We start from the raw sequence: 24,087 nt of genomic DNA on the forward strand, positions 1-24,087 counted from the left end.
ACAAAACTTTACGCTTGTGTGTCGTTGTGGTCAGAGTGCCTGGAGTTTGCCCGCGAGCACGGCCTTCTCGCGGTCGTTGCGGCAGCGCCGGATCGCCTCGGTGAGCTCACCGCGCGCCTCCTCGACGCGGCCGAGGCGGATCAGCAGTTCCCCACGCACGCTCGGCAGCAGATGCGACGACGACAACGCTCCCCCGGCCGCCAGCTCGTCGACGACGGCGAGACCCGCGGCCGCTCCGGCGGCCATCGACACCGCGACGGCCCGGTTCAGCTCGACCACCGGTGAGGGCGCGAGCCTGCCGAGCGCCTCGTACAGCAGCACGATGCGCTCCCAGTTCGTCTGCTCGACCGACGGGGCGACGGCGTGACACTCGGCGATCGCGGCCTGCAGCCCGTAGGCGCCGAGCCCACGCCCGGCCTGTTCGGCCTTGGCCAGGGCGGCGCGGCCGCGCCGGATCGCGGTCCGGTCCCAGCGGCGCCGGTCCTGCTGTTCGAGCAGGACCGGTTCGCCGTCGGGTCCGGTGCGGGCGGGGAACCGGGCGGCGGTGAGTTCGAGCAGGGCGAGCAGGCCGAAGACCTCGGGTTCGCCGGGCATCAGCCGGGCGAGCACTCGCGCCAGGCGCTGCGCTTCCCCGGCGAGGTCGAATCGGATCAGGTCGCCGCCGCTGCTCGCCGTCGATCCCTCGGTGAAGATCAGATAGATCACACCGAGCACCGAACCGAGCCGCTCGCGGCGTTCGGCGAGCGGCGGCACCTCGAACGGCACTCGTGCCGCGGCGAGGGTCTTCTTGGCCCGGGTGATCCGCGCCTGCACGGTCGCGGTCGGCACCAGGCAGGCCGCGGCGATCTCGTCGCTGGTCAGACCGCCGATCACGCGCAGGGTCAGCGCCAGCCTCGCCTCGCGCGAGAGCACCGGATGGCAGGCGATGAAGATCAGCGCGAGGACGTCGTCGTCGATCTGCTCGGGATCCCACACCGGTTCACCGGCGGGGACCGGCTCGCCACCGGTGAACGCACCGCCCTCGCCGAGTCCGGCGGCGAGGACGGTGTAGCGCTCGTCCAGGGCGGCGCGACGGCGGAACGCGTCGATCGCGCGCCGTCGTCCGGTGGTGAGCAACCACCCGGCCGGATGCGCGGGCACACCGTCGCGCGGCCACGTCACCAAGGCTTCGGCCAGTGCCTCCTGGGCGAGATCCTCGGCCAGCGCGAAGTCGCCGGTGTAGCGGGCCAGCGCGCCGACGATGCGCGCCGACTCGATCCGCCATACGGCGGCGACCGCCGCACGTCCGGTGTGCTCCGTCATCGCCTCAGAGCTGCCCGGTGGACTCGCGCCAGGCGCGTTCCTTCTGTACCCAGACGTTGTCCTTGGGGAATTCGTCGATGGAGGGCACCCGCCGGATCTCGGTCTTGATGCCGGGACCGGTCATCGGCATCCGCTTGGCCCACTCGACGGCCTCTTCCTTCGATGCCACGTTGAGGATGTAGTACCCGCCGAACAGTTCCTTGGTCTCGCCGTAGGGGCCGTCGGTGACGACCGGCGGCTCGGACGAGTAGTCGACGACAACGCCCTCGGCGGCGTCCTCGAGCCCTTCGGCGGCGACGAGCACGCCCGCGCGGATGAGTTCGTCGTTGAACTTGCCCATCGTGTCGAGCATCTCGTCGAAGCTGACGTTCTCGAACTCGGCGAAGGCCTCGTCGGTGGCGCGCATGATCAGCATGTACTTCATGGTGTGTCTCCTTCGGTCGGCGCCCCTGGTGGGCGCTGCGTTCATCCGTAGGTCGAACGGGCACCGCGCGAATCGACACCCGCCGGAGATTCTTTCGCGAATTTTTTCGGAGCCTACTTGCGGCGTGGTACTTGTCGGTCGGGTTCCGTCCACGACCGGGCGGGACAACGAAGGCAGGAGTCGATCGTGAGCGCCGTTCTCGTCGAGATGCACGAGCATGTGCTCGTCGCCGTCATCAACCGGCCCGAGGCCATGAACGCGATCGACGGGGAGGTCAGCGCCCAGCTCGGCGCGGCCCTGGAACAGGCCGACAACGATCGCGCCGTGCGGGCCTTCGTCCTCACCGGCGCGGGCGACCGGGCCTTCTGTGCCGGCGCGGATCTGCGCGCACTCGGGCGAGGTGAGTCGATTCTGGCTGCGGGACACGAACACTGGGGTATCGGTGGCTACATGCGCCACCCCATCAGCAAGCCGACCATCGCGGCCGTGAACGGGCTCGCGCTCGGTGGCGGTACCGAGCTGGTGCTGGCCAGCGACCTGGCCGTCGCCGCGTCCACCGCCACCTTCGGGCTGCCCGAGGTGGCACGCGGTCTCTTCGCCGCCGCGGGCGGGGCGTTCCGGCTGCCCGAACAGCTGCCGCGCAAGGTCGCCATGGAGATGATCCTGACCGGCGAGCCGATCACCGCCGCACGCGCGTTGGAGTTCGGACTGGTCAACCGGGTGGTTCCCGCCGACCGGGTCCTCGACACCGCGATGGAGCTGGCGACGCGGATCGCGGCGAACGCCCCGCTGGCGGTGCAGGCGAGCAAGCGGGTGGCGCTCGGCATCGTCGACGGCGCCCTGCCCGACCACGACGCCTGGGACCGGTCCGACCACGAGATCGCCGAACTCACCCGCTCGGCGGACGTCCGCGAGGGCCTGATGGCGTTCGTCGAGAAGCGCAGCCCGAACTGGCAGGCTCGCTGATCACCAGCCACCCGTCATCAGGGCGGCGAGCCCGGGCGCCGGATCGAGCGCGGTGGTCACGTTGGCGACCGTGACCACCGCGAACAGCAGGCCGAGGGCCACCGCGGCCAGGGCATAGGCGCCGAGGACGCGACCGGCCGCGCCTGCGCGACGCCGCCACAGCACGACACCGAGTCCGAGGAGCCCGGCCGACGCCGCCGCGGCGAGCGCGGCCATCGCGACGTGATAGCGCGCGAAGTCCTCGACCATCACCTCCAGTGCCGCCGGACCACCGGGGTAGTCGTCGAGCCCCTGACCCACCTCGGTCAGTACCCCGGCCAGCGAGGCATCGGCCGCGCCGTCGACCGCCATCGGCAGCAGGGACGCGAACGGGGTCACGGCCCCTTGAATATTGGCAAGCACCGCCACCCCGGCGACCGCGAGCACCAGCGTGGTGATCACCCCCGCCACCGCGAACATCGTCCGGTTCGGCTGCCGGGTGCGCAGCGAGGACCGCCACAGCATCACCCCGAGCACGACGAGCACGATCGACCACAGCAACGCCGCCGCCGCCTTCACGACGTGGTACCCGAACCAGTAGTCCACCGCCGCCTGCAGCTCGGGCGTCAGTTCGGTCTGTCCCGCATGCCAATACGTGACGAACGCGGACCGGAAACCCGCGCGCAGCGCGTGCTCGTCGGCGAAATCGGCACCGGGCAGCCACCCCGCCACCAGGGGCGGCGCGAACACGAACGCGACGGCGAGCACAATCGCCGCGCCGAGGGCGACGACGAGGCGACGGGCCGCGCCCGCGCCGGATGCTACGAAGACGGTGGACACGGTCACTCCCTGCTCGGTACGGGTGTTCGACGACCATTGTGACCGCGACGTGGCATCATGGCCGCTCGAACGGACGGACTCACACATTTCGATGGATTGAGGGGACCGAGCGTGACGAGCAGCAATTTCGCCTACACCGGGTGCGACAACCTGGAGGTGATGGCCGAAGCGATCAACTACAACAAATTTCTCCTCGACTGCGTCGAAAAACATGTCACCACAACGGATCTGCGTGTGCTCGATTTCGGCGCGGGACAGGGCACCTACGCCGATCTGCTCGCCGAACGCGAGATCTTCCCCGAGTGTCTGGAACCGGACCCCGACCTGCAGAAAGTGCTGCTGGCGAAGGGCTACAAAGTCGTCGACTGCGACACCGAGCCGCCCGAGGCCGAAAAATACGGGCTCATTTATTCTTTCAATGTTTTCGAGCACATCAAGAACGACCAGGAAGCCGCCGAACACCTGGCGTCACTGTTGCGGCCAGGTGGCACGATGGTGATCTACGTGCCCGCGCTCGAGATGCTCTTCTCCTCGATGGACGTGAAAGTCGAGCACTACCGCCGTTACCGGCGCACCCAGTTGAACCGGATTCTGCGCAATGCCGGGCTCGAGGTGGTGGATTCGCGCTACTGCGATCCGATCGGCTTCTTCGCCACCATGGCCTACAAACTGCTCGGCAACGACGACGGCAGCATCAATATGCGCGCGCTCAAGCTCTACGACCGGGTCGTCTTCCCGCTCAGCAAGGCCCTGCAGTCGGTGACCGGCAAGCTGTTCGGGAAGAACGTCCTGGTCGTCGCGAGAAAACCCTGAGCCGGAAACGCTCAGCGCGGCGGATTGCCCGTCCATTCGGGCTCGTCCGGCGGCTTGGGGCCGCCCCGCGTCTTGCGCCACAGCACGACGGCCGCCACCACGACGACCACGGCGAGAATCACGAGAATCTCCATATCCGCCGCCTACCCGGTGAATCCGTCCTCAACCAGCAACGGCGAACCACGTTTGAGCCGTCACCCAGCGGGAACCACCCTGATGTGGTGCTCGACCGGCCCGTTGTACGAGGCGCCGAACGGTCCGGGGGAGCAATGTTTTTCGGTCACGGTGTCGACACCGGTGCACCCGCGGGGTCGGGCCGACGCTCCACCGCGATGCCAACGACGTCATCGCACGGAGTCCTCGTCGGCCGCCCCCGCGGGACACGCCAGAAAACAGCAGCGGCCTCAGCGCTCCAGGAATTGTCCGGCCGCGGTCTGAGCGCTGATGGCCGTGCCCATCCACCGCCGCAGGTAACGGCGTAGCTCGTCGTCGGTGCGCGGCGGGTCGCCGGGCGACAAGAAGAACGACTGCATGGTCCGCAGAACGTATTCGACCAGTTCCCGCAGCGCCTGCTCGTCGTAGCCGTGCGCGGCCCAGTCCACGTCGAACCGCCGGATCATGGTCATTCCGAAGGCCTGTGCCTCCTCGGAGGTGAGGCTGTCCGGGCGGACGTTGGAGTAGGAACTCGACAACAGGATGCCCAGGTGCGGTGTGCGGCGCACCTCGGCCAGCGTGTAGACCACCGCCTCGACCATCGCCTCCACCGGATCACCGAGCCCGCGCACCTGCGCCGCGAGCCGGTCGAGGAAACCCTCCACCGACGCCATCGCGGCGGCGGTCATCAGCGCGTCGGCGCTCGGGAAGTACCGGTAGACCGTCTGCCGGATGACACCGAGCGATTCCGCCACATCGGCGATGCTGATCTCCGCCCCGGTGCGCCCGATCAATTCGACTGCCGCCGCGACGATCCGGCGCGTCGCCTCCGCATCGTCCCCCGGCGGACTACCGCCCCATCCCCGTCTGCGCGCCACCCGGTGGACGCTAGCACAAGCCCTGGTCACGGCCGATTCCGTCAAAGTAATCATACAGACGAACGTTCAGTCGTATGATTACCTCACCCAACCGAGTGGCGGCCGGACCGGCGCACGCCCGAACAACGAGGTACTCACCGTGACCGAACTTCACGTCCGCAAGATGGATTTCGCGTTCGCCGACTACGACGTGCCGTTTCTGTGGAACCCGCAGAATCCGGCGTTCTCCTCGATGGCCAACGCCGTCTCGTTCCTGGCGATCGGCTTCGAGAAGATGATCGTGCAGCTCATCAACCAGGCGAAACCGCAGATCACCGACCCAGAGGTGGCCGAGGAGGCCGACGCGTTCATGCGCCAGGAGGGTCAGCACTCCACCGCTCACCGCCAGCATGTGAAGGGCCTGATCCGTCGCTACCCCGGGCTACAGCAGACCCTCGACGCGGTGATCCGCGAGTTCGACGAACTCACCGCGTCCACCCCGGTCAAGTACCGCCTGGCCTACACCGCCGACCTCGAGGCCACCTTCACCCCGGTGTTCAAGCTGATGCTCGACAACGACTCCACGTTGTTCGCCCCCGGCGACGACCGGGTGGCCTCGCTGTTCATCTGGCATTTCGTCGAGGAGGTCGAACACCGCAGTTCGGCGCTGATCATCTTCAACTCGGTGGTGAACAGCGAGCTGTACCGGATGCGGGTGGCGCCGTCGGTGTTCCGGCACGTGCTGCGGGTGATCCGGGTGGCCTGCGCGGGCTTCAACGAGCATGTGCCACTGAAAGACCGGCAGGTCGACGCGCTGTCGATGTTCGCGAGCTACCGCAATCAGCAGACCCTGCGCCGGCTGCTGCCCGGCCTGCGCCCCGCCGACAACGGCACGATGCCGCGCGCCTTCGACGATCTCGGCCTGAAGGAACAGCTCGTCGCCCTTGGCGGGATCATCCGCAGCCAGACGCCGGGGCACAACCCCGCGCACGAGAAACTGCCCGACCTGGCCGGTGAGTGGTTCCGCCGCTACGACGAGGGCTACGACGTCACCCGCTGGTACACCGCCGATTCCGTGAGCTCCTAGAAGGGCCGACCCATGGCCGAACACTGTTCCCCCACCTTCGCCGACCTCGCGGTCCAACTCGGCTTCTCCTGTGCGGAGGCCGGTGGACTCGTCGAGTTCCGCAGCCCGTTCGGGCTGGAGAACTGGACCCTGCCCGTTCTCGAGCTGACCATCGTGCTCGGTGCGGTGCTGGCGCTCTGGTTCGCGATCGTCCGCCTGCGCCGCCACGGCGACCCGACCAACCTCGTCCTCTGGTTCGGCGCGACGGCGTACCTGTTCATCATCGAGCCGCCGCTGTACTTCCCCGCCGCGTTCGGTATCGAGGACCACGTCGACACGATGTTCGCGCACAACGTGTTCACCGTCGACTTCCTGTGGGGCCGCCTGCCGATCTACATCATCGCGATCTATCCGCTGATGGCGACGATGGCCTTCGGCCTGGTGCGCATGCTCGGCATCTTCCGCCGTTTCGGGGTGCTGATCGGCGCCACCTGTGTCGGCTTCGTGCACCACGCCTTCTACGAGATCTTCGACCACCTCGGACCGCAACTGCGCTGGTGGGAGTGGTCGGTGGACAATCCGATCAACCAGCCGATGTTCGATTCGGTGCCGATGGGCAGTGTGGTGGTGTTCGCCGCGCTGTGGCCGATGTCGCTGGCGTTCTGCGTGCAGTACTTCGTCGGACGGCAAGTCGACGCGGGCAAGCGGTTCACGGGCGTCGAATTGACCTGGCGCACTGTGGTCATCGGCTTGCTCGCCTCGGTGGGCACCTTCCTGCTGCCGCTTCCGGCGACCGTGCTCGGCATGAGCAGCACCACGGTGCGCGGGGTGGTGTACGCGCTGGAACTCGCGGTGCTGATGGTGGTCGCCTCGATCGTCATGTTCCGCCAGTGGTCGGACCTGCGCCGGGGCACCACCCCCGACCCCGGCTACACCGACCCCTTCATCCAGCGTTTCGCGACCTTCTACCTGCTGGTCTTCGCCGGTCTCTGGCTCGCCGCCCTGCCCGACTTCTTCGCGGCGACCGACGGCGAGACCGGCAACGGCGACCCCATCGGCAACCTCTGGTACACCGCCGCCTGCTTCGTCGTCGCCGTATTGTCGATCGCGGCGACCTACACGCTGCCGGCCGGCCGATCGGCCGACCCCGACACCTCGGCGCCGACGGCCTCGGAGGTGCGCAGCTGACCGACGCGACGACGTGCGGCACGCCTCAGATGAGCGGTTTCTGCTTGCGGATGCGGCGCCGCACGTCACGCATCATCGAGTGGGTACCGGCGAACCGGATGAATTTCGGGATGAACCGGTTGACGAAACCGACGAACAGGAAGAGGTTCTCGAACCTGCGCTGGTCGGATTCGCTCCATTCGATGCCCATCTGCTCGCGGAAGTGCGGCGGCAGGAATCCCGAGGTCAGAAACTCCAGGAGGCCGCCGAACAGCAGCCGCAGCGACCAGTGGATCATCCGCAGGTGCACGAGATCGTCGATGTAGGCACGGAATTCGTCGTCGCAGACCACCTGCTCGCACGCCCGGAGCCAGTACTCGTCGAAGGCGGCGCGGGTCTTGGGCCACATGTCGGGGTGCACCTGCAGGGTCGTGCCGAAGGTATCGGCGCCCTGATAGAACGCTTCCAGCTCTTCCTCGGTCATCTTGCCGCACAGCAACTGGTGGGTGTCCTCGAAGCCGATGTAGATGGCGGCGGCGACGTACAGCTGCAGATTGCGGTCGAAGGCGTTGTACTTCACCTTGGATTCGGGACGGGACCTCACCTGTCGATGCGCGACGTTCACCGCCTCGCGCATCGCCTTCTTGTCCTCGTCGGTGCCGAGGATGGCCACCGCGAGGTAGGCGGAGGTGGTGCGCAGCCGCTTCCACGGGTGCACCATGAGGGCTCCGGATTCGACCTGGCTTTCCATGACGCCTGCGGCCACGCCCTGATGGGCGAACTGCATCGCCACGTTCGCGGCCGCACCGGCGAACATCCAGAAGTCCAGGGCGTCGGCCAGCCGCGCGGGCCGCTTGCGCGGTGATCGGTAGGTGTCGGGGATGTGGATGCGTACCCGATCGAGGGTCAGCTCGCGGGGAACCGGCGCGAGTCCCGATCCCGCGGCCGGTCCGGCCGTGGGCCGCCAGTGCCCGCCCGGACCCTCCTCGACATATCCCTCGCTGTTCGGGTCCGAGTAGTCGGGATCGCCGGGCTTCGTTGCCGTGGTCATCGTCATCCTTTCCCAGAGGCGTCTCGCCCCGGAATCTCGCGAGCGCGGGTCACCGCCGAGCACGCCTCGACGTCGAGCTTATGTTACTGCTAATTCTCACGCTGTCGGGTCAGTTCTAGTCGAAATAGACCGGACTCTCATTGATTCACGATGGACACCCTCGCAATTTCGACGAATAAGTTACCCATGATTCTCTCTACTGCTAGGCTGGCTTCCATTCCGCCTAGCCGGCGGCAATTCCTTGCCGACGACCGACCCTCGGAGGTATCCGTGCCGTCCGTCTCCTTCGCACCGACCGAGGTCGTCCGCGCTGTTGCCGACTCCCTGGCCGCCGCCGCTGTCCTACACCGACGCGGCGCGATCGAACTCCGGCACCCGATCGAGCTCTTACGGACGGCCCGTGACGCCGCCGCTCTCGGCCCGGCCGTGACCACGCTGGCGCACGCCACCCGCGTCGCGAGTTCGGCCACCGCACTGATCGACGACCGCGGACCGATCAGCTTCGAACAGCTCGATCACGCCTCCAACCGCCTCGCCAACGGTCTGGCCGCGCAAGGGGTCACGGCCGAGACGGTGGTCGGCGCGTTGTGCCGCGACCACCGTGGTTTCATCCTGTCGCTGCTGGCAGCGGGCAAGCTCGGCGCACGCATCGTCCTGCTCAACACCGGCATGGCAGGCCCGCAACTGCGCACGGTCGTGGAGCGCGAGCGGATCAAGATGCTGCTCGTCGACGCCGAGTTCGCCTACCTGTTCGACGATCTCGCGCGCGAGGTCCCGATCATTCTCACGCGCGCAGGCGATACCGACCGGCCGGGGCGGTCGACGATCCACGCCGTCGCCGCGTGGCACTCCGGCGTTCCACTACCAGCGCCCGCTTCGCCCGGCGGCATCGTCGTACTCACCAGCGGCACGACCGGAACACCGAAAGGTGCTCCGCGCGGCAAGGTTTCGCCGTTGCAGTCGGCGCAGTTCCTGGATCGCATCCCGCTCCCCAAGACGAGCACCATCGTCCTCGCCGCGCCGTTGTTCCACGGCACCGGCCTGTCGCAGTTGATCCTGGGCTGGGCGCTCGGCAACACGGTGGTGCTGCTGCCGGACCGGTTCGATCCCCGCAACACCCTGGCCGCCGTCGCCCGCCACCGCGCGAGCGCGCTCGTCCTGGTTCCGACCATGCTGCAGCGCATCGTCGATCTGGGCGAGCAGGTGCTGGCCCAATACGACACCTCCGCGTTGACGGTGATCTTCTCGGCAGGCTCGGCACTGGCACCGGACCTGAGCCGGCGCACCGCGCGGCATTTCGGCGAGGTGCTCTACAACCTCTACGCCTCCACCGAGGTCGCCGTGGCCGCCGTCGCGACACCGCAGGATCTGCGCGAGGCGCCGGGCACGGTCGGGCGCCCGCCCGTGGGCTGCCGGGTCGCGATCTACGACGAGCAGCGTCGCCGGATCACCACGCCGGGCGTGGTCGGGACCGTCTTCGTCACCAGCGGCCTCAGCTTCAGCGGCTACACCGACGGCACCGGCAAGGAGATGATCGACGGGATGTGCTCGAGCGGCGATCTCGGCCATTTCGACGCCGAGGGCAGGTTGTTCATCGACGGGCGTGACGACGACATGATCGTCTCCGGCGGGGAGAACGTCTACCCACTCGAGGTCGAGAACCTGCTCGTCGACCGGCCCGACATCCTCGAGGCGGCCGTCGTCGGCGTCGCCGACCGCGATTTCGGGCAGAGCCTGCGCGCCTATGTGGTGCGCGCCCCGGGCGCCTCGTGTACCGAGCGCGAGGTGAAGGAGTACGTGCGCACCACCCTCGCGCGACACAAAGTTCCCCGCGAGGTGCGGTTCGTCGACGCCCTGCCGCGCAACGCCACCGGCAAAGTCCTGCGCCACCGACTGGAAGCCGTGGACACACCATGACAGTCCGAGAACCACAGACGGCACCACCGCTCAGGCCGGTTGCAGCACTCGGCCGTACCCGCGTCGCCGCAGGTGGTGGCACCGAGGCGATCGAGGAGGATCCGACGATGCCGCTGGACCTGGCCGACCAGCCACCGCGGTGTGCGCAGCCCGATGTCGGCGTCATGACCGGACGGGTCGTCAGCTACTTCGTCCGCGACCTCGCCAGGCGCCGTGCGCTGCTCGGTGACGCGATCTCGGACGAGCTCACCACGTCCACCGGCATGTGCGCGCGGATCGGCCGGAGCATCGTCGACGACGAGGATGTCGCGGGCGAACTCGACTGGCTCACGACCGCCGCGGCTGTCTGGGCCAGGGAAGGGTTGTCGATCGAGGACATCCTCCGTGCCTTCCACGAGGCGCTGTGGGCGAGCGTGGACACGGTGTTCTCCCCCCGCAACGGCTATGGCGACGACACGCTCGCCGCGGGACTGCGCGCATCAGTGCGACTCTCGAATCTCCTGTCCACCACGATGATCAGCGCGTATCTGCGCGAATACCGCGTGGTCGCGGGCGAACACCACACCGCGATGCGGACCGTGACCTCGGCGCTGCTCGCCGGCCGCGCGACGACCACGATGGCCCGGGAGTCGGGCGTGCACATCGCGGACGCGTATCGGGTGCTCGCAGTGTCGATTCCCCGCAGGTCACCGAAGCAGTGGCAGACCGGCGATACGGCACGGCGACGACTCCACCGTGTCCACAAAGCACTGGAACGGCACATCGATACCGCCCTCGCGATGCTGTCATCCGACGGCGGCACCATCCTGATCCCCGGTGACGACACCGATGATGTCCGATTCGACAGCCTCGTCGACACACTCTCGACCGCTGCCCGCGCCGAGATCACCGTGGCCGTGGTCGTCAGCGGCACCGCCGACATTCCCGACGCGGCACAGCTCGCACACGAACTTCTCGACATCGCGGGCCGACTCGGCTACCCACCCGCACTCTACCGATTCGAAGACCTCGCGCTGGAATACCAGCTCACCCGGCCCGGACCGGGCCTGGCCGGACTCGGCGAATTGCTCGCGCCGCTGGACGATCATCCCGCATTGGCCAAGACCGTCCGGGTGCTCGTCGCCAACAACATGAATCGCCAGCGCACCGCGCGGCAGCTGCATGTGCACACCAACACCGTCATCTACCGGCTCGGCCGGATCGCGGCCTTGACCGGGATCGATGCGACCGGCGCCACCGGACTCTGGCAACTGAAGTCGGCCATGGTGGCCCGCGCGTTCCACGCCGAAAAACGGTGGTGAACCACATGCGAATCGCCGTGCTGTGTTACCCGGGCATGACCGCACTGGACGCGATAGGCCCGTACGAGGTCCTCCGGTTCATGCCGGCAACGAGCATCCGATTCGTCTGGCATGACGTCGGTCCGATCGTCACCGACAGCGGCAGCCTCCCGCTGGTCGGCAGCATATGCGGCACCGAGCGCGCCCGGATCCTTCAGCTGGACATCGAGTACGACCCCGCACCGCCCTTCGACATGCCACGGCCGACCGAAACTTCGGCGTCGATCCGTCGCGCGGCCCTCGCCGATCAAGTTCGGCTCGGTCTGAGCTCCGGAATGGCACCCAGAATCGCCAGGTCGGTGCCGTTGCTGTCGTGGCGCAGGGCGATGCGGAGGGTACGGCGCGGCACCACCGCGAAGCCCGAGCCCGCGGTGCACGACCTCTCACGGAGCACATCCGAGTCACCCCTGCAGGTTCTGCATCCGCCGATCGCGGCCGGCCTCGTCGATCATGTGTCCTACCGGCTGTGGTGGCACAAGCAACGTTCCGTCTCACAGATGATCCGGCTGGCCTACACCGGCGCGGATGCCCGCTTCGTGATCCGCGCCGCGCACGAGCACGTCAAAGGTCGTGACAACCTCGGGCGCCGATACCACGCGTTGCATCCCGAGGTCTTCCACTTCCAGCACGCCACCTACGTGGAGACTCTGTTCACCGCCGTCGACATGTTCATCCGCCCGATGTCGGCCGACGAGCACGAGCGGCTCTACGCCGAATGCTGCGAGGCGCGGGCACATCTGGCGCCTCGCGCGGTTCGCTGTCTGCCGGTCGCTCGATAACAGTACGGATTCGTGGCAGGCCGCTCACACCAACGGCAGGCCGCGCGCCCGTCGGCGGCGCATGTCGTGCAGGTATGTCTCGAAGGGGTACAGCCGCCAGGACTCGGGGACCACCGACAGCACGCGGCCGATCGCCCGCATCGTGATCTCGAAGGCGCGCTGCTTGCGGCCACTCCACGACAACCCGAGTTCATCGCGAAAGTGTTGTGGCAGAAAGCCGGTGGTGAAAAACCTGTTCACCCGGCGGAACAGGAGTCGCTCCCACGGCCGGTAGGGGCCCATGTCGACCACCTGGCTCACGAGGTATTCCCGTACCTCGTCGTCCAAGGAGAGGCCGGGGAGCATGGACTCCCAATAGTCGGCGAAGGCGGCACGATCCGCGGGCCAGAGTTCCGGTGGCACCTGCAGGGTTGTCCCGAATCGCGCTGATTCCGAGTACAACTCGTCCGCCGACTCCTCGTCCGGCGCACCGAACAGAAAGGTCAGCGAATCGAGGGTGCCACGGTAGAGGCAGGCCGCGACCCACAGTTGCAGCCGCGGATCGAAGGCGTTGTAGCGCACCGGGCTGTCGGGCCGCGATCGCACCTGCCGGTGCGCGGTGTTCACGGCCGCGCGGAAGGCGACCCGATCTTCCTCGGTGCCGAGCATCGCGACCGCCAGGTACGTCAACGTGGTTCGCCCCCGCTTCCGTGGACGCAGATCGAAACGTCCACTGGTCACGGTGCTTTCCACGACCCCGCGACCGACCGGCGCCCAGCTCAGTTGCATGATCACATTCGCTGGGCCGCCGAGAAGCGCCGCCGGACCCGCCATGTAGCGCCGCCGGTCGCCCGACGGTTCCGATGTTCGTACCGCTGCGGTCCGACGACGCATGGCTACTCCAGGGTTTGGTTGATCACGGGATCGAAGCGCGAGCGCGTCAGAGCCGTTCGATGATGGTGGCGTTGGCCAGACCACCGGCTTCGCACATGGTCTGCAGCCCGTACCGGCCGCCGGTCTGCTCGAGGTGGTTGACCATGGTGGCGAGCAGGCGGGTGCCGGAGGCGCCGAGCGGGTGGCCGAGCGCGATGGCGCCGCCGCGCGGGTTCACCCGTTCCGGGTCGGCGCCGAGTTCGTGCTGCCACACCAGCGGAACCGGCGCGAATGCCTCGTTCACCTCGAAGGTGTCGATGTCGTCGACGGTCAGCGACACGCGCTCGAGTGCCTTGCGGGTCGCCGGGACGACGGCGGTGAGCATCAGGGTCGGGTCGTCGCCGGCCACCGCGAACGAGTGGAAGCGGGCGCGCGGGGTGAGGCCGAGCTTCGATGCCATCGCCTCGCTCATGATGAGCGCGGCCGAGGCGCCGTCGGTGAGCGGCGAGGAATTGCCCGCTGTCACCGACCAGTCGATCTCCGGGAAACGCTGTGCCATAGCCTGATCGGTGAAGGCGGGGCGCAGGGCGGCCAGCCCTTCCACGGTGGTGCCGGCCCGGATGGTCTCGTCGGCGGTGAGTTCGCCCGCGGACACCAGTTCGGCGTCGAACCCGCCCGCCTGCGCGGTGGCGGCCGCGAGGCGGTGTGAGCGGGCGGCGAATTCGTCGAGGGTGGCCCGGTCCAGTTTCCACCGCGCGGCGAGGATTTCGGCCGCGATACCCTGGCCGATCAGCCCGTCGGGGTAGCGCGCGGCAAGCGGACCGCGCAGGGAGTCCTTGCCCTGGGTGTTGGAGAACATCGGCGCCCGGCTCATCGACTCGACGCCACAGGCGATGGCGATGTCGTAGGCGCCGGCGAGCACTCCCTGGGCCGCGAAATGCACGGCCTGCTGGCTGGATCCGCACTGCCGGTCGACCGTGGTGGCCGGCACGGATTCGGGGAATCCGGCGGCGAGTACCGCCGTGCGGGAGATGTTGTTGGCCTGTTCACCGCTCTGCGTCACGCAACCGCCGATCACATCGTCCACCAGGGCGGGGTCGATGCCGGTGCGGGCGACGAGCTCGGCGAGCACACCCGCGAGCAGGGTGGCCGGGTGCACCGACGAGAGCCCACCGCCCTGTTTGCCCCGCCCCGAGGGGGTGCGAACCACATCGACGATCACTGCGGACATTGCGTTCCTCCTGCACAGCCACCCCAGCGGCGACATCACCGATAAGTTACTAGCCATTCTCGCTGACGACAACCAGGCGAGCTCCTGGTCGACTACCTATAGGCAATCGGCGATTCTTGCGCTATGTTACCCGTAATTCTCGTCACAGAGCGAGGAATGCATAGTAACTTAATCGGTGCAGTCGCCGTAGGTGAGCACCGTAATCCCCACGCTATCCGACGATCCAGGGGAAGATCCCGAATAGCCGATTCCTTTCTCCCCACCGAACACCAAGCAACATCACTCGACCGTCAGCGACGTCGGCCGCCCGCCGGCCCCCGCTGATCCACGGTCCTGCAGGAAGGAACAGCGGCACGCCATGTTGCGACGGCTGGACAGATTTCTCAGCTACGAGATGAAGGTGTCCGAATTTCTCGGCACCCTGATCATTCTCGGGATCCCCTACGGTCTCGTCGGGGTGATCTGGACCCTCACCCACACGAGCCACCTGCGCGATCTCCACGGCGCGGACCTGGTGATCTCGTTCCTCGGGTCGATCGTGTGCTGGCCGGTGCTCACCTTCGCGAATGTGACGATGACCTGATGATGGCGCTGGTCTGGGTCATCGATCTGGTGGTGACCGTCGTCAAGATCCTCGGCGGACGTACCGAGGTGAATCCGGTGCTCCGATTCGGTATGTGGATCGCCGTTCTGTGCGCGTTCGGGCTCGGCCTCGCCGCCCTCGCCGGACTCGTCGTCCTGCTCGACCACTGGCTCAGCACGAGGATCGGTGCCGCATGACGTCACAACCGGCCACCGAACCGTCCGAGGTCGGACGGATCATCGACAGCGCCACCGGGCTCTGGCGACGACATCCCCAGCGATCGGTCGAGACCCTCGGCAGGCAGGTCCTGCTCGGCAGGTCCGCGATCGTGCAACTGTTCCTCTCACTGGTGCGGCGACGATTTCCGTTCCAGGAGTTCGTGAAACAGTGCGCCTTCATGGCCAATGTCTCGGCCCTGCCGACCGTCTTCGTCGCCATCCCGGTCGCGGTGGTCGTCTCGATCCAGGTGGGCGCGCTGGTCAACCAGGTCGGTGCGACCACCTTCATCGGCGCGGTCGCCGGCCTCGGCATCATCCGTCAGGGCGCACCGCTGGTGACTTCGCTGATGATCGCGGGGGCGGTCGGTTCGGCGATCTGCGCCGACCTCGGCTCGCGCACGATCCGCGAGGAGATCGACGCGATGAAGGTGATGGGCGTCGACCCGGTGCGCAGGCTCGTCGCACCCCGCCTGGTGGCCGCGGTGGTGGTGAGCATGCTGCTGTGCGGGTTCATCGTCTTCGTCGGCTTCGCCACCGCGTACCTGTTCAATGTGTATGCCCAGCACGGCACACCGGGTTCGTTCATCAGTTCGTTCGCCTCGTTCGCGGTGGCCAACGACCTGCTGGTCGCGCTGTTCAAGGCGGCGATCTTCGGTGCGCTCACCGCGATCATCGCCTGCGATATCGGCCTGCACACCAAGGGCGGCCCCGGCGGGGTCGCGAACTCGGTGAACTCGGCGGTGGTCACCTCGGCGCTGATGCTGTTCGCGACGAACATCATCGTCACCCAGCTCTACAACGCCCTCTTCCCGGCGAAGGTGGTGTGACGTGGCCGCCGAATACATCCCACCCGCGATGCGCCCGGTGCAGGCGCTGGCCGCCACGGCCAAGGTGCCGGTCCAGGCCAATCAGCGGCTCGGTCATCAGGCCATCGTGTTCTTCCAGGCGCTGCTGGCGATCCCGTTCACGCTGCGCCACTACCGCAAGGAAGTCGCCCGCCTCGTCGCCGATGTCGGCTGGGGCAACGGATCGCTGATCGTCGGTGGCGGCACGGTCGGCGTGGTGATCGTGCTGTGCGCGTTCGGCGGCATCACCGTCGGCATGGAGTCCTACTCGGCGCTGAACCTGCTCACCATGGGCCCGCTCACCGGCGCCATCTCCGGCTTCGCGACCACCAGGGAGATCGCGCCGATCCTCGGCACGCTCGCCTTCGCCATCCAGTCGGGGTGCCGGTTCACCGCCCAGCTCGGTTCGATGCGGATCTCCGAGGAGATCGACGCACTCGAGTCCATCGCCATCCGGCCGTTGCCGTACCTGGTGACCACCCGGATGCTCGCGGCGACCATCACCATCGTCCCGCTCTACACCGTCGGTCTCGCGGTGGCCTATGTGGCGACCAAGCTGTCGGTGCTGTTCCTGGGCGGCACGACCGCGGGCACCTACGACCACTACTTCTACCAATTCCTGCTCGGCCCCGATGTGTTCTTCTCACTGCTCAAAGTGGTGGTCTTCGTGCTGATCGCCGCCTTCATCCAGTGCTACTACGGCTTCGTCGCCACCGGTGGGCCAGAAGGCGTCGGAGTGGCGGCCGGACGGGCGATCAAGATGGTCATCGTCGTCATGGTCTTCACGAATCTTTTTCTCACGCTAGCGATCTGGGGCATCGACCCCGGATTCCGGATCTCGGGATAGGTCGATCGGATGATTCTCGATCTCAGCGGCCGCGGCCCCAAACCCCTGCAGCTCACCGCGGCGGGCCTGGCGATGATCACCGCGTTCGCGGTCGCGCTGTATCTGCTCGCCCTGCGCTACAACGGCGAGTTCGAGGAAACGGTGACCGTCGGCGCCGACCTCACCAGCACCGGCGACGGCTTACCGCAGCGCGCGGATGTGAAGTTCCGCGGCATGATCGTCGGCGTCGTCGGCTCGGTGGAGATGGTCGCGGCGGGCGAACGCCAGCGAGCCACCCTCGAGCTGAAACCCGGCCTGGCCGAGACGATTCCGAATACCGTCACCGCCCGTGTGGTGCCCGACAACATCTTCGGTGTCTCGTCCATCCAGCTGGTCGACAACGGCGCCGCCACCTCGGGTCTGCGCGCGGGTGCGGTGATCGCCGAGGACACCAGCGAGGCGACCATCCAGCTGCAGACCACGCTCAACACCCTGCGCGACGTGCTCACCACCATCCAGCCGGAGAAGCTCGGCCGGGTGCTCGCCACCTTGTCGGCGGCGCTCGACCCGGCCGGTCGCGCGCCGGGCTCGACGATCGAGCGCCTCGATCAGTGGCTCACGACCGTGCACCGGATTCCCGAGATCGGTGACCTGCTCGGCGATCTCGGGCGTGCGTCGACGGCGCTGAGCCAGTCGGCGCCGGAGCTGGTCGGTGTGCTCGCCGACTCGGTGAACTCCGCCCGCACCCTCAACGAACACCGAACCGACCTGATCGAACTGCTCATGCAGGGAAACAGTGCCGTGGAATCGGTGAACGTGCTGTTCGGTGCGAACCCGAACGCGGGCAAGGAGCTGGTCGCGGGGCTGGACGACCTGCTCGGCGGCATCGCCCGCGATCCCGGCGCACTGCAGACGACGGCGGCCAATCTCAATACGTCGCTGCGCAATTTGCAGCAGGTCTTCAACTTCGGCTCGCGCAGGCAGATGACCTGGCGGATGGATGTGACGTTCACGCCCTTCCAGCAGTACACCGCCGCCGACTGCCCCCGCTACGGCGAGATGACCGGTCCCCGCTGCGGCGGACCGACCGTCCCGGAAGTCGCACCGCCGCAGGAGTATCCGCCCGGCATGCTGCCGAACCGGCTCGAGGCCGCGGGGCCCGCACCGGTGATGCCCGCAGTGCCGCAGCTGCCCGCGCTCCCGAGCATCACCGTTCCGGCGATCCCCGGCCTGCCCCCGATCCCGGGGCTGCCCGCCATCCCGGGGATCACGGCACCGGCCGCGGCGGTCGAACCCACACCCGCCACCACCCCGGCCGCACAGCGGCTCACCGGCATCGAGGCCATATCGGCGCTGGTCGGCGGGAGGCCGACGTTCAGCCAGCTGCTGTTGCTGAGCTCGATCCTCGGCGACACCCCCCTCGTTCCCGACACAGAAGACGGTGTCCGACAGTGAAATCCACCAAAGCACTCATCGGGTTCAGCCTCTTCGCTGTCCTGGCGACCGTGCTCACCTACACGATCTGGTCGACCCTGCAACGCAGTGTGCCGGGAAATACCAGCAGCTATTCGGCGGTGTTCACCGATGTGCTCGGCCTGCGGGTCGGCGACGACGTCCGGATGGCCGGCGTACGCGTCGGGCGGATCGACAAGATCGATTTCGCCGACAACTACACCGCCCGGGTCGATTTCCGGATCGAAGAACGCCAGCGCCTGACCGATACGACCAAGGCGCTGGTGCGGTACCAGAATCTCATCGGTCAGCGCTATCTCGCGCTGGCACCGGGCACCGACGGCGGCACCGTCGTCGCACCGGGCTCGGAGATTCCGCTCGAGCGGACCGAACCGTCGTTCGACGTGTCCGCGCTGCTGTCGGGCTTCGAGCCGCTGTTCAGCGTGCTGCAGCCCGACCAGATCAACTCGCTGTCGGAAACGCTCATCCAGGCGCTGCAGGGCAACGAGGTGTCGCTGTCGGCGCTCATCACCCAGGCCGCGCAGCTGGCCGCCACCTTCGGGGAACGCGATCAGATCCTCGGTGACGTGCTGAGCAATCTCAGTTCCGTGATGGCGGGGCTGGCCAATCGCAGCGGCGAACTGGAAACCCTGATCACCCAGACCCGCAGCCTGATGGACGGGCTCTACGCCGAAGGAGAATCGTTGAAGAGTTCGGTCGAACGGGTGGCCGGTGCGACGAACTCGCTGGTCACGATTATCGAACAGGTCAAGCCCGGTGTATCGGACGCCCAGCGCAACGCGACGACGGGGGTGGCGATGCTGCTGGCCAACGGTGCCGCCCTCGATCGCGGCGCGGTGCAATTGCCCGACTTCCTCAACGGTGTGGCCCGCTTCACCCAGTACGGTACCTACGGCAATGCCTACCTGTGCCGCCTCGATGTGTCGCTGTGGGGAGTGCTGCTGCCGGAGGGCCTGTTCTCGCAGGTCGGCGGCAACGCGCAGTCGGGGGTGTGCCGATGAACCGGCCCCGCGTCCCGCAGTTCTTGCGGCACAACCGGAATCTGCGCCTCGGTCTGATCGCGGCCGCCTCGGTGCTCGTGCTGCTCGGTGGTTCGAATCTGCTCGCCCGGATCCAGCTGGGTGACAAGACGATTCACGCCGAATTCGCGCAGGCCGCCGGGTTGCGGCCCGGCGCGACCGTCGACATCTCGGGCATCGAGGTCGGTGAGGTGCAGTCGGTGGAACTCGTGAACGACCGGGTCGACGTGGCGCTGCGCATCCGTCGTGACATCCGCCTCGGCGCCGACGCGCACGCGGCGATCGAGATGTCGACCATCCTCGGCAGGCTGCACATCGACCTGCGCCCCGGCGACGGAAAAGGGCTGCCGGACAACCGGATCGAGCTCGAGAACACCACCGTTCCCTACAACCTGAGCAAGGTGATCCAGGACCCGAAGTACTCGTCGTCGTTCGAGCGGATCGAACGCATCGACCCGAACAAGCTGCGCACCGCGCTCGATGTGTTCAGCAGCCAGCTGGGCGACTCCCCCGCCATGGCGGTGCAGGCCCTCGACAGTATCGGCGCGCTGGCCCAGGTCATCAACAGCAGGCGCGACGAGGTCGACACCCTGCTGAAGAGCCTGGATCAGGTCTCGCAACTGGTGTCGGACAACCGCAACAGCGTGCTCGTCCTGATCACCAGGGGCGAGGCGATCGGCGCTGCCGTGCAGAAACGCCAGACCCTGCTCACCCAATTGCTCGACAACGTCGCGCAGATGTCGCGGCTGCTGCAGGAGATGGGCGTCGAGAACAACGGCGAGCTCGCACCGCTGATCACGAATCTCAACACCATGGCGGACGGCCTGACCAAGAACAAGGAGAACCTGGACCGGCTCTACGAGATCGCCCCGGTGACGTTGCGGCAGTTCAACAATCTGCTCGGCAACGGCCCCTACGGCGAGATCTGGGCACCGTGGATCTTCCCGGACAACTGGCTGTGCTTCGCGCAGGCCGTACAGGGGTGCAACTGATGAGGACGACACGTTCGAGCAGACTGGCCGCGCTGTGCCTGGCTCTGGCCGTGACCACCGGCTGTTCGCTGGTGCCCGACAGCGTATCCGGGTTCGCCGACCGAGCGCTCGGTGAGCAGAAGACCATCAGCGCCGACTTCGAGAACGTCTCCGGGCTGTACCCGGGCAACGAGGTCGCGGTGCTCGGGGTCCCGGTCGGTGTCGTCGATTCGGTGACACCACGCGGCAGCTATGTCGAGGTGGTGATGAAGGTCGATCGCGATGTGCGCATTCCCGCCGACGCCATGGCGGCCCTGATCTCGCCGCAGCTGATCACCAACCGGCACGTCGAACTGGCGCCCGCCTACACCGGGTCTGGCCCCGAGCTCGCCGACGGCGCCCATCTTCCGCTCGGAAAGACACGGACCCCGGTCGAATTGGACCGCATCCTGGCCAACTTCGATCAGCTCGGTGAGGCGCTGAAGGGCGACAGCCAGAGCGGGCCGATGGCGAGCCGGGTGCTGTTCCCGCTGCTCGACGGCAACGGCGACCGGCTGCGCGCCACGCTCGACGAACTGTCGGCGGCGTTCGAGCTGACCCTGGCCAACAAGGACCAGATCGCCAATGCCGTGGTCCGGCTCGGCGAGATCACCCAGATCATCGCCGACAACGACCAGACCGTGCGCGATTTCAGCGGGCGGATCACCGAGCTGGTCGCGCTGTTCGCCCAGCAGTCTCCCGGCTTGCAGGCGGTGCTGAAGCAACTCGACGACTTCATCACCAACACGTCCTCGGTGGTCGGCCAGAACGAGACCCAGCTCGCGGGCGCGCTCACCAAGTTCGTCGACATCGCCGCCCAGATGCGGGCCAACGCCCGCAATCTCACCGAGATCATCGACGTGGGCCCGCTGATGTTCCAGAACTTCGACAACGCGATCAGCCGGGAACATCGAGCCCTTCGCCTGCACGGCCTGCTCGACAAGATCGTGCTCGACAGCGAGATCCTCGCGACGTTCTGCGAGCGCGTGCAGATGCGTCTGGACGGGTGCCGCACCGGCAAGATCTCCGATATGGGCCCGGATTTCGGCTTGACCGCCGCTCTGTTGGGACTCACGAAATGACCACGCACGCAAAGACACTGCGCAGGACCGTCGCCGTCGCCCTGTGCGCGTCCGCCGTCGCGGCATCGAGCGCCGGCTGCTCGATGACCGTCGCCCAGTTGCCGATGCCCGAGCCCGGGATCGGGGGTCCCGGGTACACCGTGCACGCCACCTTCCGCGACGCGCTCAACCTGCCCGACCGGGCTCATGTGAAGATCGGCGGCACCGATATCGGTGTGGTGACCGGCATTTCGACCACCTCGTTCCTGGCGGATGTGGAAATGCTCATCCGCGAGGATATCCGGCTGCCGCAGGGCACCACCGTGGAGTTGCGGCAGGCGACGCCACTGGGCGATGTCTTCGTCGCCATGACCCTGCCGAGCGAAGCGAACGCCGGTCCGTCGCTGCGCGAGGGCGCGACCATCGGCACCGAGCACACCGCCTCGGCCGCCTCGGTCGAACAGCTCATGATGTCGGTCTCGATGCTCATCAACGGTGGCGGCATCAATCAGGCCGCCGAGATCACCTCCGAGCTGAACTCGATCTTCGCGGGCAAAGCACCTCAGCTGCAGCACCTGATCGGCGAGATGACCTCGGTCATCACCGCGCTCAACGAGCGCACCGGCGACCTCGACGCCACCCTGGGTGGGTTGCAGGTGCTCACGGGCGAATTGGCCAGGCGCAAGGCCGAGCTCGGTGCGGCGGCCGACAGTTTCCCCCAGTTGATCGGGCTGTTCGCCGAGAACAATCAGGCGATCGTCGATCTCATCAACCGGGTCGCGATCACCATGGACGCCCTCGGTGACTTCAGCGCCACCAACGGGCCGCAGTTCGTGAGCCTGTTCCAGAGCATCCAGAACCTGATGAACGGGTTCGTGGGAATGGGCGACGACCTCACCGGCGCCCTCGACGGCTTCAACCAGATCTATCCCTCGGTGATGGACAGCATGCGGGGGCCGAACCTGTCGGTCGGGGCGATCCTGTCCTACCTCGATGTCGGCGCGGTCACCGATCCCACCGGCAGCCGCTGGCCCGACGGCACCGATGTGCCCGCCTTCATCGGCAGCCTCGCCGAGGTGATCGCCAAGGTCACCGGCCGTCTCAACAGCACACCGCAGGAGGGTCCGCGATGAACTCACCCTTGTGGCAGTGGCTGGTGCGGCGCCGCGTCGCGGTCGCCAACGCCGGCCTCGTCGTGGTCCTGGTGCTCGGCACCCTGTACCTGGGCGGGGTGGTCCTGCGGATCGACCCGACCGATTCGCCCTACGAGGTGACCGTCGAACTGGCCACCTCGGGTGGGCTCACGGCGGGCAGTGATGTCACGTTCCGTGGGGTCCGGGTCGGCCGGGTCCAGGACGTACGGGTCTCCGGTGACGGCATCGCCGCCGTGGCCCAGATCGAGGAGGGCACCCGGATCCCGCGGGGTGGCCGGGTGGCGGTCGCCCGCCTGTCGGCGGCCGGTGAGCAGTACCTGGATTTCCGCCCGGAAACCGAGACCGGTCCCTATCTGGAGGACGGCGCCGTGATCGCCCGCGCCGACACCGCGGTGCCCGTGCAGGTGCAGTCGGTGCTGGCCAATATGACCGGCCTGGTGAGCGGGCTGAATCCCGAGCGGCTCAATGTCATCGTCGACGAGCTCGACAAAGCTCTCGCCGGTGGGCCGGACGGGTTGCGCAATATGATCTCCGGGCTCAGCCGTGCGATGGCCGGGCTCACCGACCTGCTCCCGCATACCGAGCACCTTCTGCGCAATCTCCAGGTCATCGCCTCGACCACCGCGCACGCCCAACCCGACCTCGGCACCATCACGCACGCGGGTAGCGCGCTGTTCCAGCAGTTCACCGCCGCCGACGCCGAGTTGCGGCACCTGCTCGAGGAGGGGCCGGGTCAGCTGGCCACGCTCGGCGGGTTCGTCTCGCGCACCCAGGACCCGATCACCGACCTGGTGACGAACTTCGTCGCGATCACCCGGGCGGCAAAACTTCGCCAGCCCGCGATCGAGCTGCTCTTCCCCACGCTGAGCCGCTTCGCCGAGGCGGTCGGCATCCCGGCCCACGACAATGCCTTCTTCACCCTGGTGGATCCGTGGCCGCGCCCGACCTGCGACTACGACACGGTCCCGATCGTGCCGACCACGCCGACCACCGACACCAGGGTGCGGCTCTACAACTACTGCGTCACCGACAACCCCGCGCTGCAGGTGCGCGGCTCGGCCAACGCGCCACGACCCCCGGGCCCCGACAACGGCGCGGGTCCGCCGCCCGGGGTGACCGGCGACGAACTGTCCCAGCCCGCGGTGCCCGCACCCCGATAAG

General features: G+C 67.5%; 25 protein-coding genes. 17 read left to right on the forward strand and 8 right to left on the reverse strand.

What is annotated here, in order from left to right; all coding sequences use genetic code 11:
• Positions 1-30: 30 nt before the first annotated feature.
• Together NI2_RS10275 and NI2_RS10280 are read right to left on the reverse strand one after the other, a co-directional pair.
• Positions 31-1,302, reverse strand: coding sequence for an RNA polymerase sigma factor (locus tag NI2_RS10275; protein ID WP_067488826.1), 1,272 nt, complete (start codon positions 1,300-1,302; stop codon positions 31-33).
• 4 nt (positions 1,303-1,306) lie between these two features.
• Positions 1,307-1,726, reverse strand: coding sequence for a YciI family protein (locus NI2_RS10280; RefSeq protein WP_067488828.1), 420 nt, complete (start codon positions 1,724-1,726; stop codon positions 1,307-1,309).
• A gap of 183 nt (positions 1,727-1,909) precedes the next feature.
• On the opposite strand from NI2_RS10280, the gene NI2_RS10285 reads away from it, so the two are divergent.
• Positions 1,910-2,692 carry a crotonase/enoyl-CoA hydratase family protein gene (locus tag NI2_RS10285; protein WP_255284013.1) on the forward strand — a complete coding sequence of 261 codons (783 nt, stop codon included), beginning with the start codon at positions 1,910-1,912 and terminating at the stop codon, positions 2,690-2,692.
• Here the strand turns inward: NI2_RS10285 and NI2_RS10290 are convergent, their stop codons facing one another.
• The gene (locus NI2_RS10290) at positions 2,693-3,511 is read right to left on the reverse strand and encodes a hypothetical protein (RefSeq protein WP_133734089.1); all 819 of its coding nucleotides are present in this window, start codon (positions 3,509-3,511) and stop codon (positions 2,693-2,695) included.
• Positions 3,512-3,622: 111 nt separating this feature from the next.
• Between NI2_RS10290 and NI2_RS10295 the strand changes: the two genes are divergently transcribed.
• Positions 3,623-4,324, forward strand: coding sequence for a class I SAM-dependent methyltransferase (locus NI2_RS10295; protein WP_067488832.1), 702 nt, complete (start codon positions 3,623-3,625; stop codon positions 4,322-4,324).
• A gap of 11 nt (positions 4,325-4,335) precedes the next feature.
• On the opposite strand, the gene NI2_RS35080 is transcribed toward NI2_RS10295, so the two are convergent.
• Both NI2_RS35080 and NI2_RS10300 read right to left on the reverse strand, forming a co-directional pair.
• Positions 4,336-4,458 (reverse strand): hypothetical protein, encoded by a 123-nt coding sequence (locus NI2_RS35080; protein ID WP_255284010.1) that lies wholly within the window; start codon positions 4,456-4,458, stop codon positions 4,336-4,338.
• 270 nt (positions 4,459-4,728) lie between these two features.
• Positions 4,729-5,355: a TetR/AcrR family transcriptional regulator gene (locus tag NI2_RS10300; protein ID WP_067488834.1), complete on the reverse strand. Its 627-nt coding sequence runs from the start codon at positions 5,353-5,355 to the stop codon at positions 4,729-4,731.
• A 139-nt stretch (positions 5,356-5,494) separates the two neighbouring features.
• On the opposite strand from NI2_RS10300, the gene NI2_RS10305 reads away from it, so the two are divergent.
• Together NI2_RS10305 and NI2_RS10310 are read left to right on the forward strand one after the other, a co-directional pair.
• On the forward strand, positions 5,495-6,421 hold the full coding sequence (locus tag NI2_RS10305) for a metal-dependent hydrolase (protein ID WP_067488836.1): 927 nt from the start codon (positions 5,495-5,497) through the stop codon (positions 6,419-6,421).
• A 12-nt stretch (positions 6,422-6,433) separates the two neighbouring features.
• A complete protein-coding gene (locus NI2_RS10310; protein ID WP_067488838.1) occupies positions 6,434-7,588 on the forward strand; it encodes a hypothetical protein in 1,155 nt (384 codons plus the stop codon).
• 25 nt (positions 7,589-7,613) lie between these two features.
• Here NI2_RS10310 and NI2_RS10315 read toward each other — a convergent pair whose 3' ends face one another.
• The gene (locus NI2_RS10315) at positions 7,614-8,618 is read right to left on the reverse strand and encodes an oxygenase MpaB family protein (protein ID WP_084476344.1); all 1,005 of its coding nucleotides are present in this window, start codon (positions 8,616-8,618) and stop codon (positions 7,614-7,616) included.
• Between the two features lie 270 nt (positions 8,619-8,888).
• Between NI2_RS10315 and NI2_RS10320 the strand changes: the two genes are divergently transcribed.
• From NI2_RS10320 to NI2_RS35085, 3 genes are all read left to right on the forward strand, one after another.
• On the forward strand, positions 8,889-10,535 hold the full coding sequence (locus NI2_RS10320; RefSeq protein WP_067488840.1) for an AMP-binding protein: 1,647 nt from the start codon (positions 8,889-8,891) through the stop codon (positions 10,533-10,535).
• A 107-nt stretch (positions 10,536-10,642) separates the two neighbouring features.
• Positions 10,643-11,836, forward strand: a complete 1,194-nt coding sequence (locus tag NI2_RS10325; RefSeq protein WP_067489174.1) for a PucR family transcriptional regulator — start codon at positions 10,643-10,645, stop codon at positions 11,834-11,836.
• Between the two features lie 5 nt (positions 11,837-11,841).
• Positions 11,842-12,654 carry an oxygenase MpaB family protein gene (locus tag NI2_RS35085; protein WP_243749961.1) on the forward strand — a complete coding sequence of 271 codons (813 nt, stop codon included), beginning with the start codon at positions 11,842-11,844 and terminating at the stop codon, positions 12,652-12,654.
• A 24-nt stretch (positions 12,655-12,678) separates the two neighbouring features.
• On the opposite strand, the gene NI2_RS10335 is transcribed toward NI2_RS35085, so the two are convergent.
• Both NI2_RS10335 and NI2_RS10340 read right to left on the reverse strand, forming a co-directional pair.
• Positions 12,679-13,527 (reverse strand): oxygenase MpaB family protein, encoded by an 849-nt coding sequence (locus tag NI2_RS10335; protein ID WP_084476300.1) that lies wholly within the window; start codon positions 13,525-13,527, stop codon positions 12,679-12,681.
• Between the two features lie 46 nt (positions 13,528-13,573).
• Positions 13,574-14,737, reverse strand: coding sequence for a thiolase family protein (locus tag NI2_RS10340; RefSeq protein WP_067488846.1), 1,164 nt, complete (start codon positions 14,735-14,737; stop codon positions 13,574-13,576).
• Positions 14,738-15,095: 358 nt separating this feature from the next.
• Between NI2_RS10340 and NI2_RS10345 the strand changes: the two genes are divergently transcribed.
• The 10 genes from NI2_RS10345 to NI2_RS10390 are packed head-to-tail and all read left to right on the forward strand — an operon-like array spanning position 15,096 to position 24,086.
• Positions 15,096-15,320: a hypothetical protein gene (locus tag NI2_RS10345; RefSeq protein ID WP_067488848.1), complete on the forward strand. Its 225-nt coding sequence runs from the start codon at positions 15,096-15,098 to the stop codon at positions 15,318-15,320.
• Positions 15,320-15,517, forward strand: a complete 198-nt coding sequence (locus tag NI2_RS10350; protein ID WP_067488850.1) for a hypothetical protein — start codon at positions 15,320-15,322, stop codon at positions 15,515-15,517. The genes NI2_RS10345 and NI2_RS10350 overlap by 1 nt, the downstream gene beginning before the upstream one ends.
• On the forward strand, positions 15,514-16,365 hold the full coding sequence (locus NI2_RS10355) for an MlaE family ABC transporter permease (protein WP_067488852.1): 852 nt from the start codon (positions 15,514-15,516) through the stop codon (positions 16,363-16,365). The genes NI2_RS10350 and NI2_RS10355 overlap by 4 nt, the downstream gene beginning before the upstream one ends.
• Positions 16,366-16,393: 28 nt before the next feature.
• Positions 16,394-17,230 (forward strand): ABC transporter permease, encoded by an 837-nt coding sequence (locus tag NI2_RS10360; RefSeq protein ID WP_371851958.1) that lies wholly within the window; start codon positions 16,394-16,396, stop codon positions 17,228-17,230.
• Between the two features lie 9 nt (positions 17,231-17,239).
• Positions 17,240-18,664 (forward strand): MCE family protein, encoded by a 1,425-nt coding sequence (locus tag NI2_RS10365; protein ID WP_067488856.1) that lies wholly within the window; start codon positions 17,240-17,242, stop codon positions 18,662-18,664.
• Positions 18,661-19,683 (forward strand): MlaD family protein, encoded by a 1,023-nt coding sequence (locus tag NI2_RS10370; RefSeq protein WP_067488858.1) that lies wholly within the window; start codon positions 18,661-18,663, stop codon positions 19,681-19,683. The genes NI2_RS10365 and NI2_RS10370 overlap by 4 nt, the downstream gene beginning before the upstream one ends.
• Positions 19,680-20,693 (forward strand): MlaD family protein, encoded by a 1,014-nt coding sequence (locus NI2_RS10375; protein WP_067489177.1) that lies wholly within the window; start codon positions 19,680-19,682, stop codon positions 20,691-20,693. Before NI2_RS10370 ends, NI2_RS10375 begins: the two co-directional genes overlap by 4 nt.
• Positions 20,693-21,793: an MCE family protein gene (locus NI2_RS10380; protein WP_067488862.1), complete on the forward strand. Its 1,101-nt coding sequence runs from the start codon at positions 20,693-20,695 to the stop codon at positions 21,791-21,793. The genes NI2_RS10375 and NI2_RS10380 overlap by 1 nt, the downstream gene beginning before the upstream one ends.
• Positions 21,790-22,905: an MCE family protein gene (locus tag NI2_RS10385; protein WP_067488864.1), complete on the forward strand. Its 1,116-nt coding sequence runs from the start codon at positions 21,790-21,792 to the stop codon at positions 22,903-22,905. Before NI2_RS10380 ends, NI2_RS10385 begins: the two co-directional genes overlap by 4 nt.
• Positions 22,902-24,086 (forward strand): MCE family protein, encoded by a 1,185-nt coding sequence (locus NI2_RS10390; protein ID WP_067488866.1) that lies wholly within the window; start codon positions 22,902-22,904, stop codon positions 24,084-24,086. The genes NI2_RS10385 and NI2_RS10390 overlap by 4 nt, the downstream gene beginning before the upstream one ends.
• Position 24,087 lies beyond the last annotated feature (1 nt).

The sequence above is a fragment of the Nocardia ignorata NBRC 108230 genome (assembly GCF_001612905.1).
Taxonomy (GTDB): domain Bacteria; phylum Actinomycetota; class Actinomycetes; order Mycobacteriales; family Mycobacteriaceae; genus Nocardia; species Nocardia ignorata.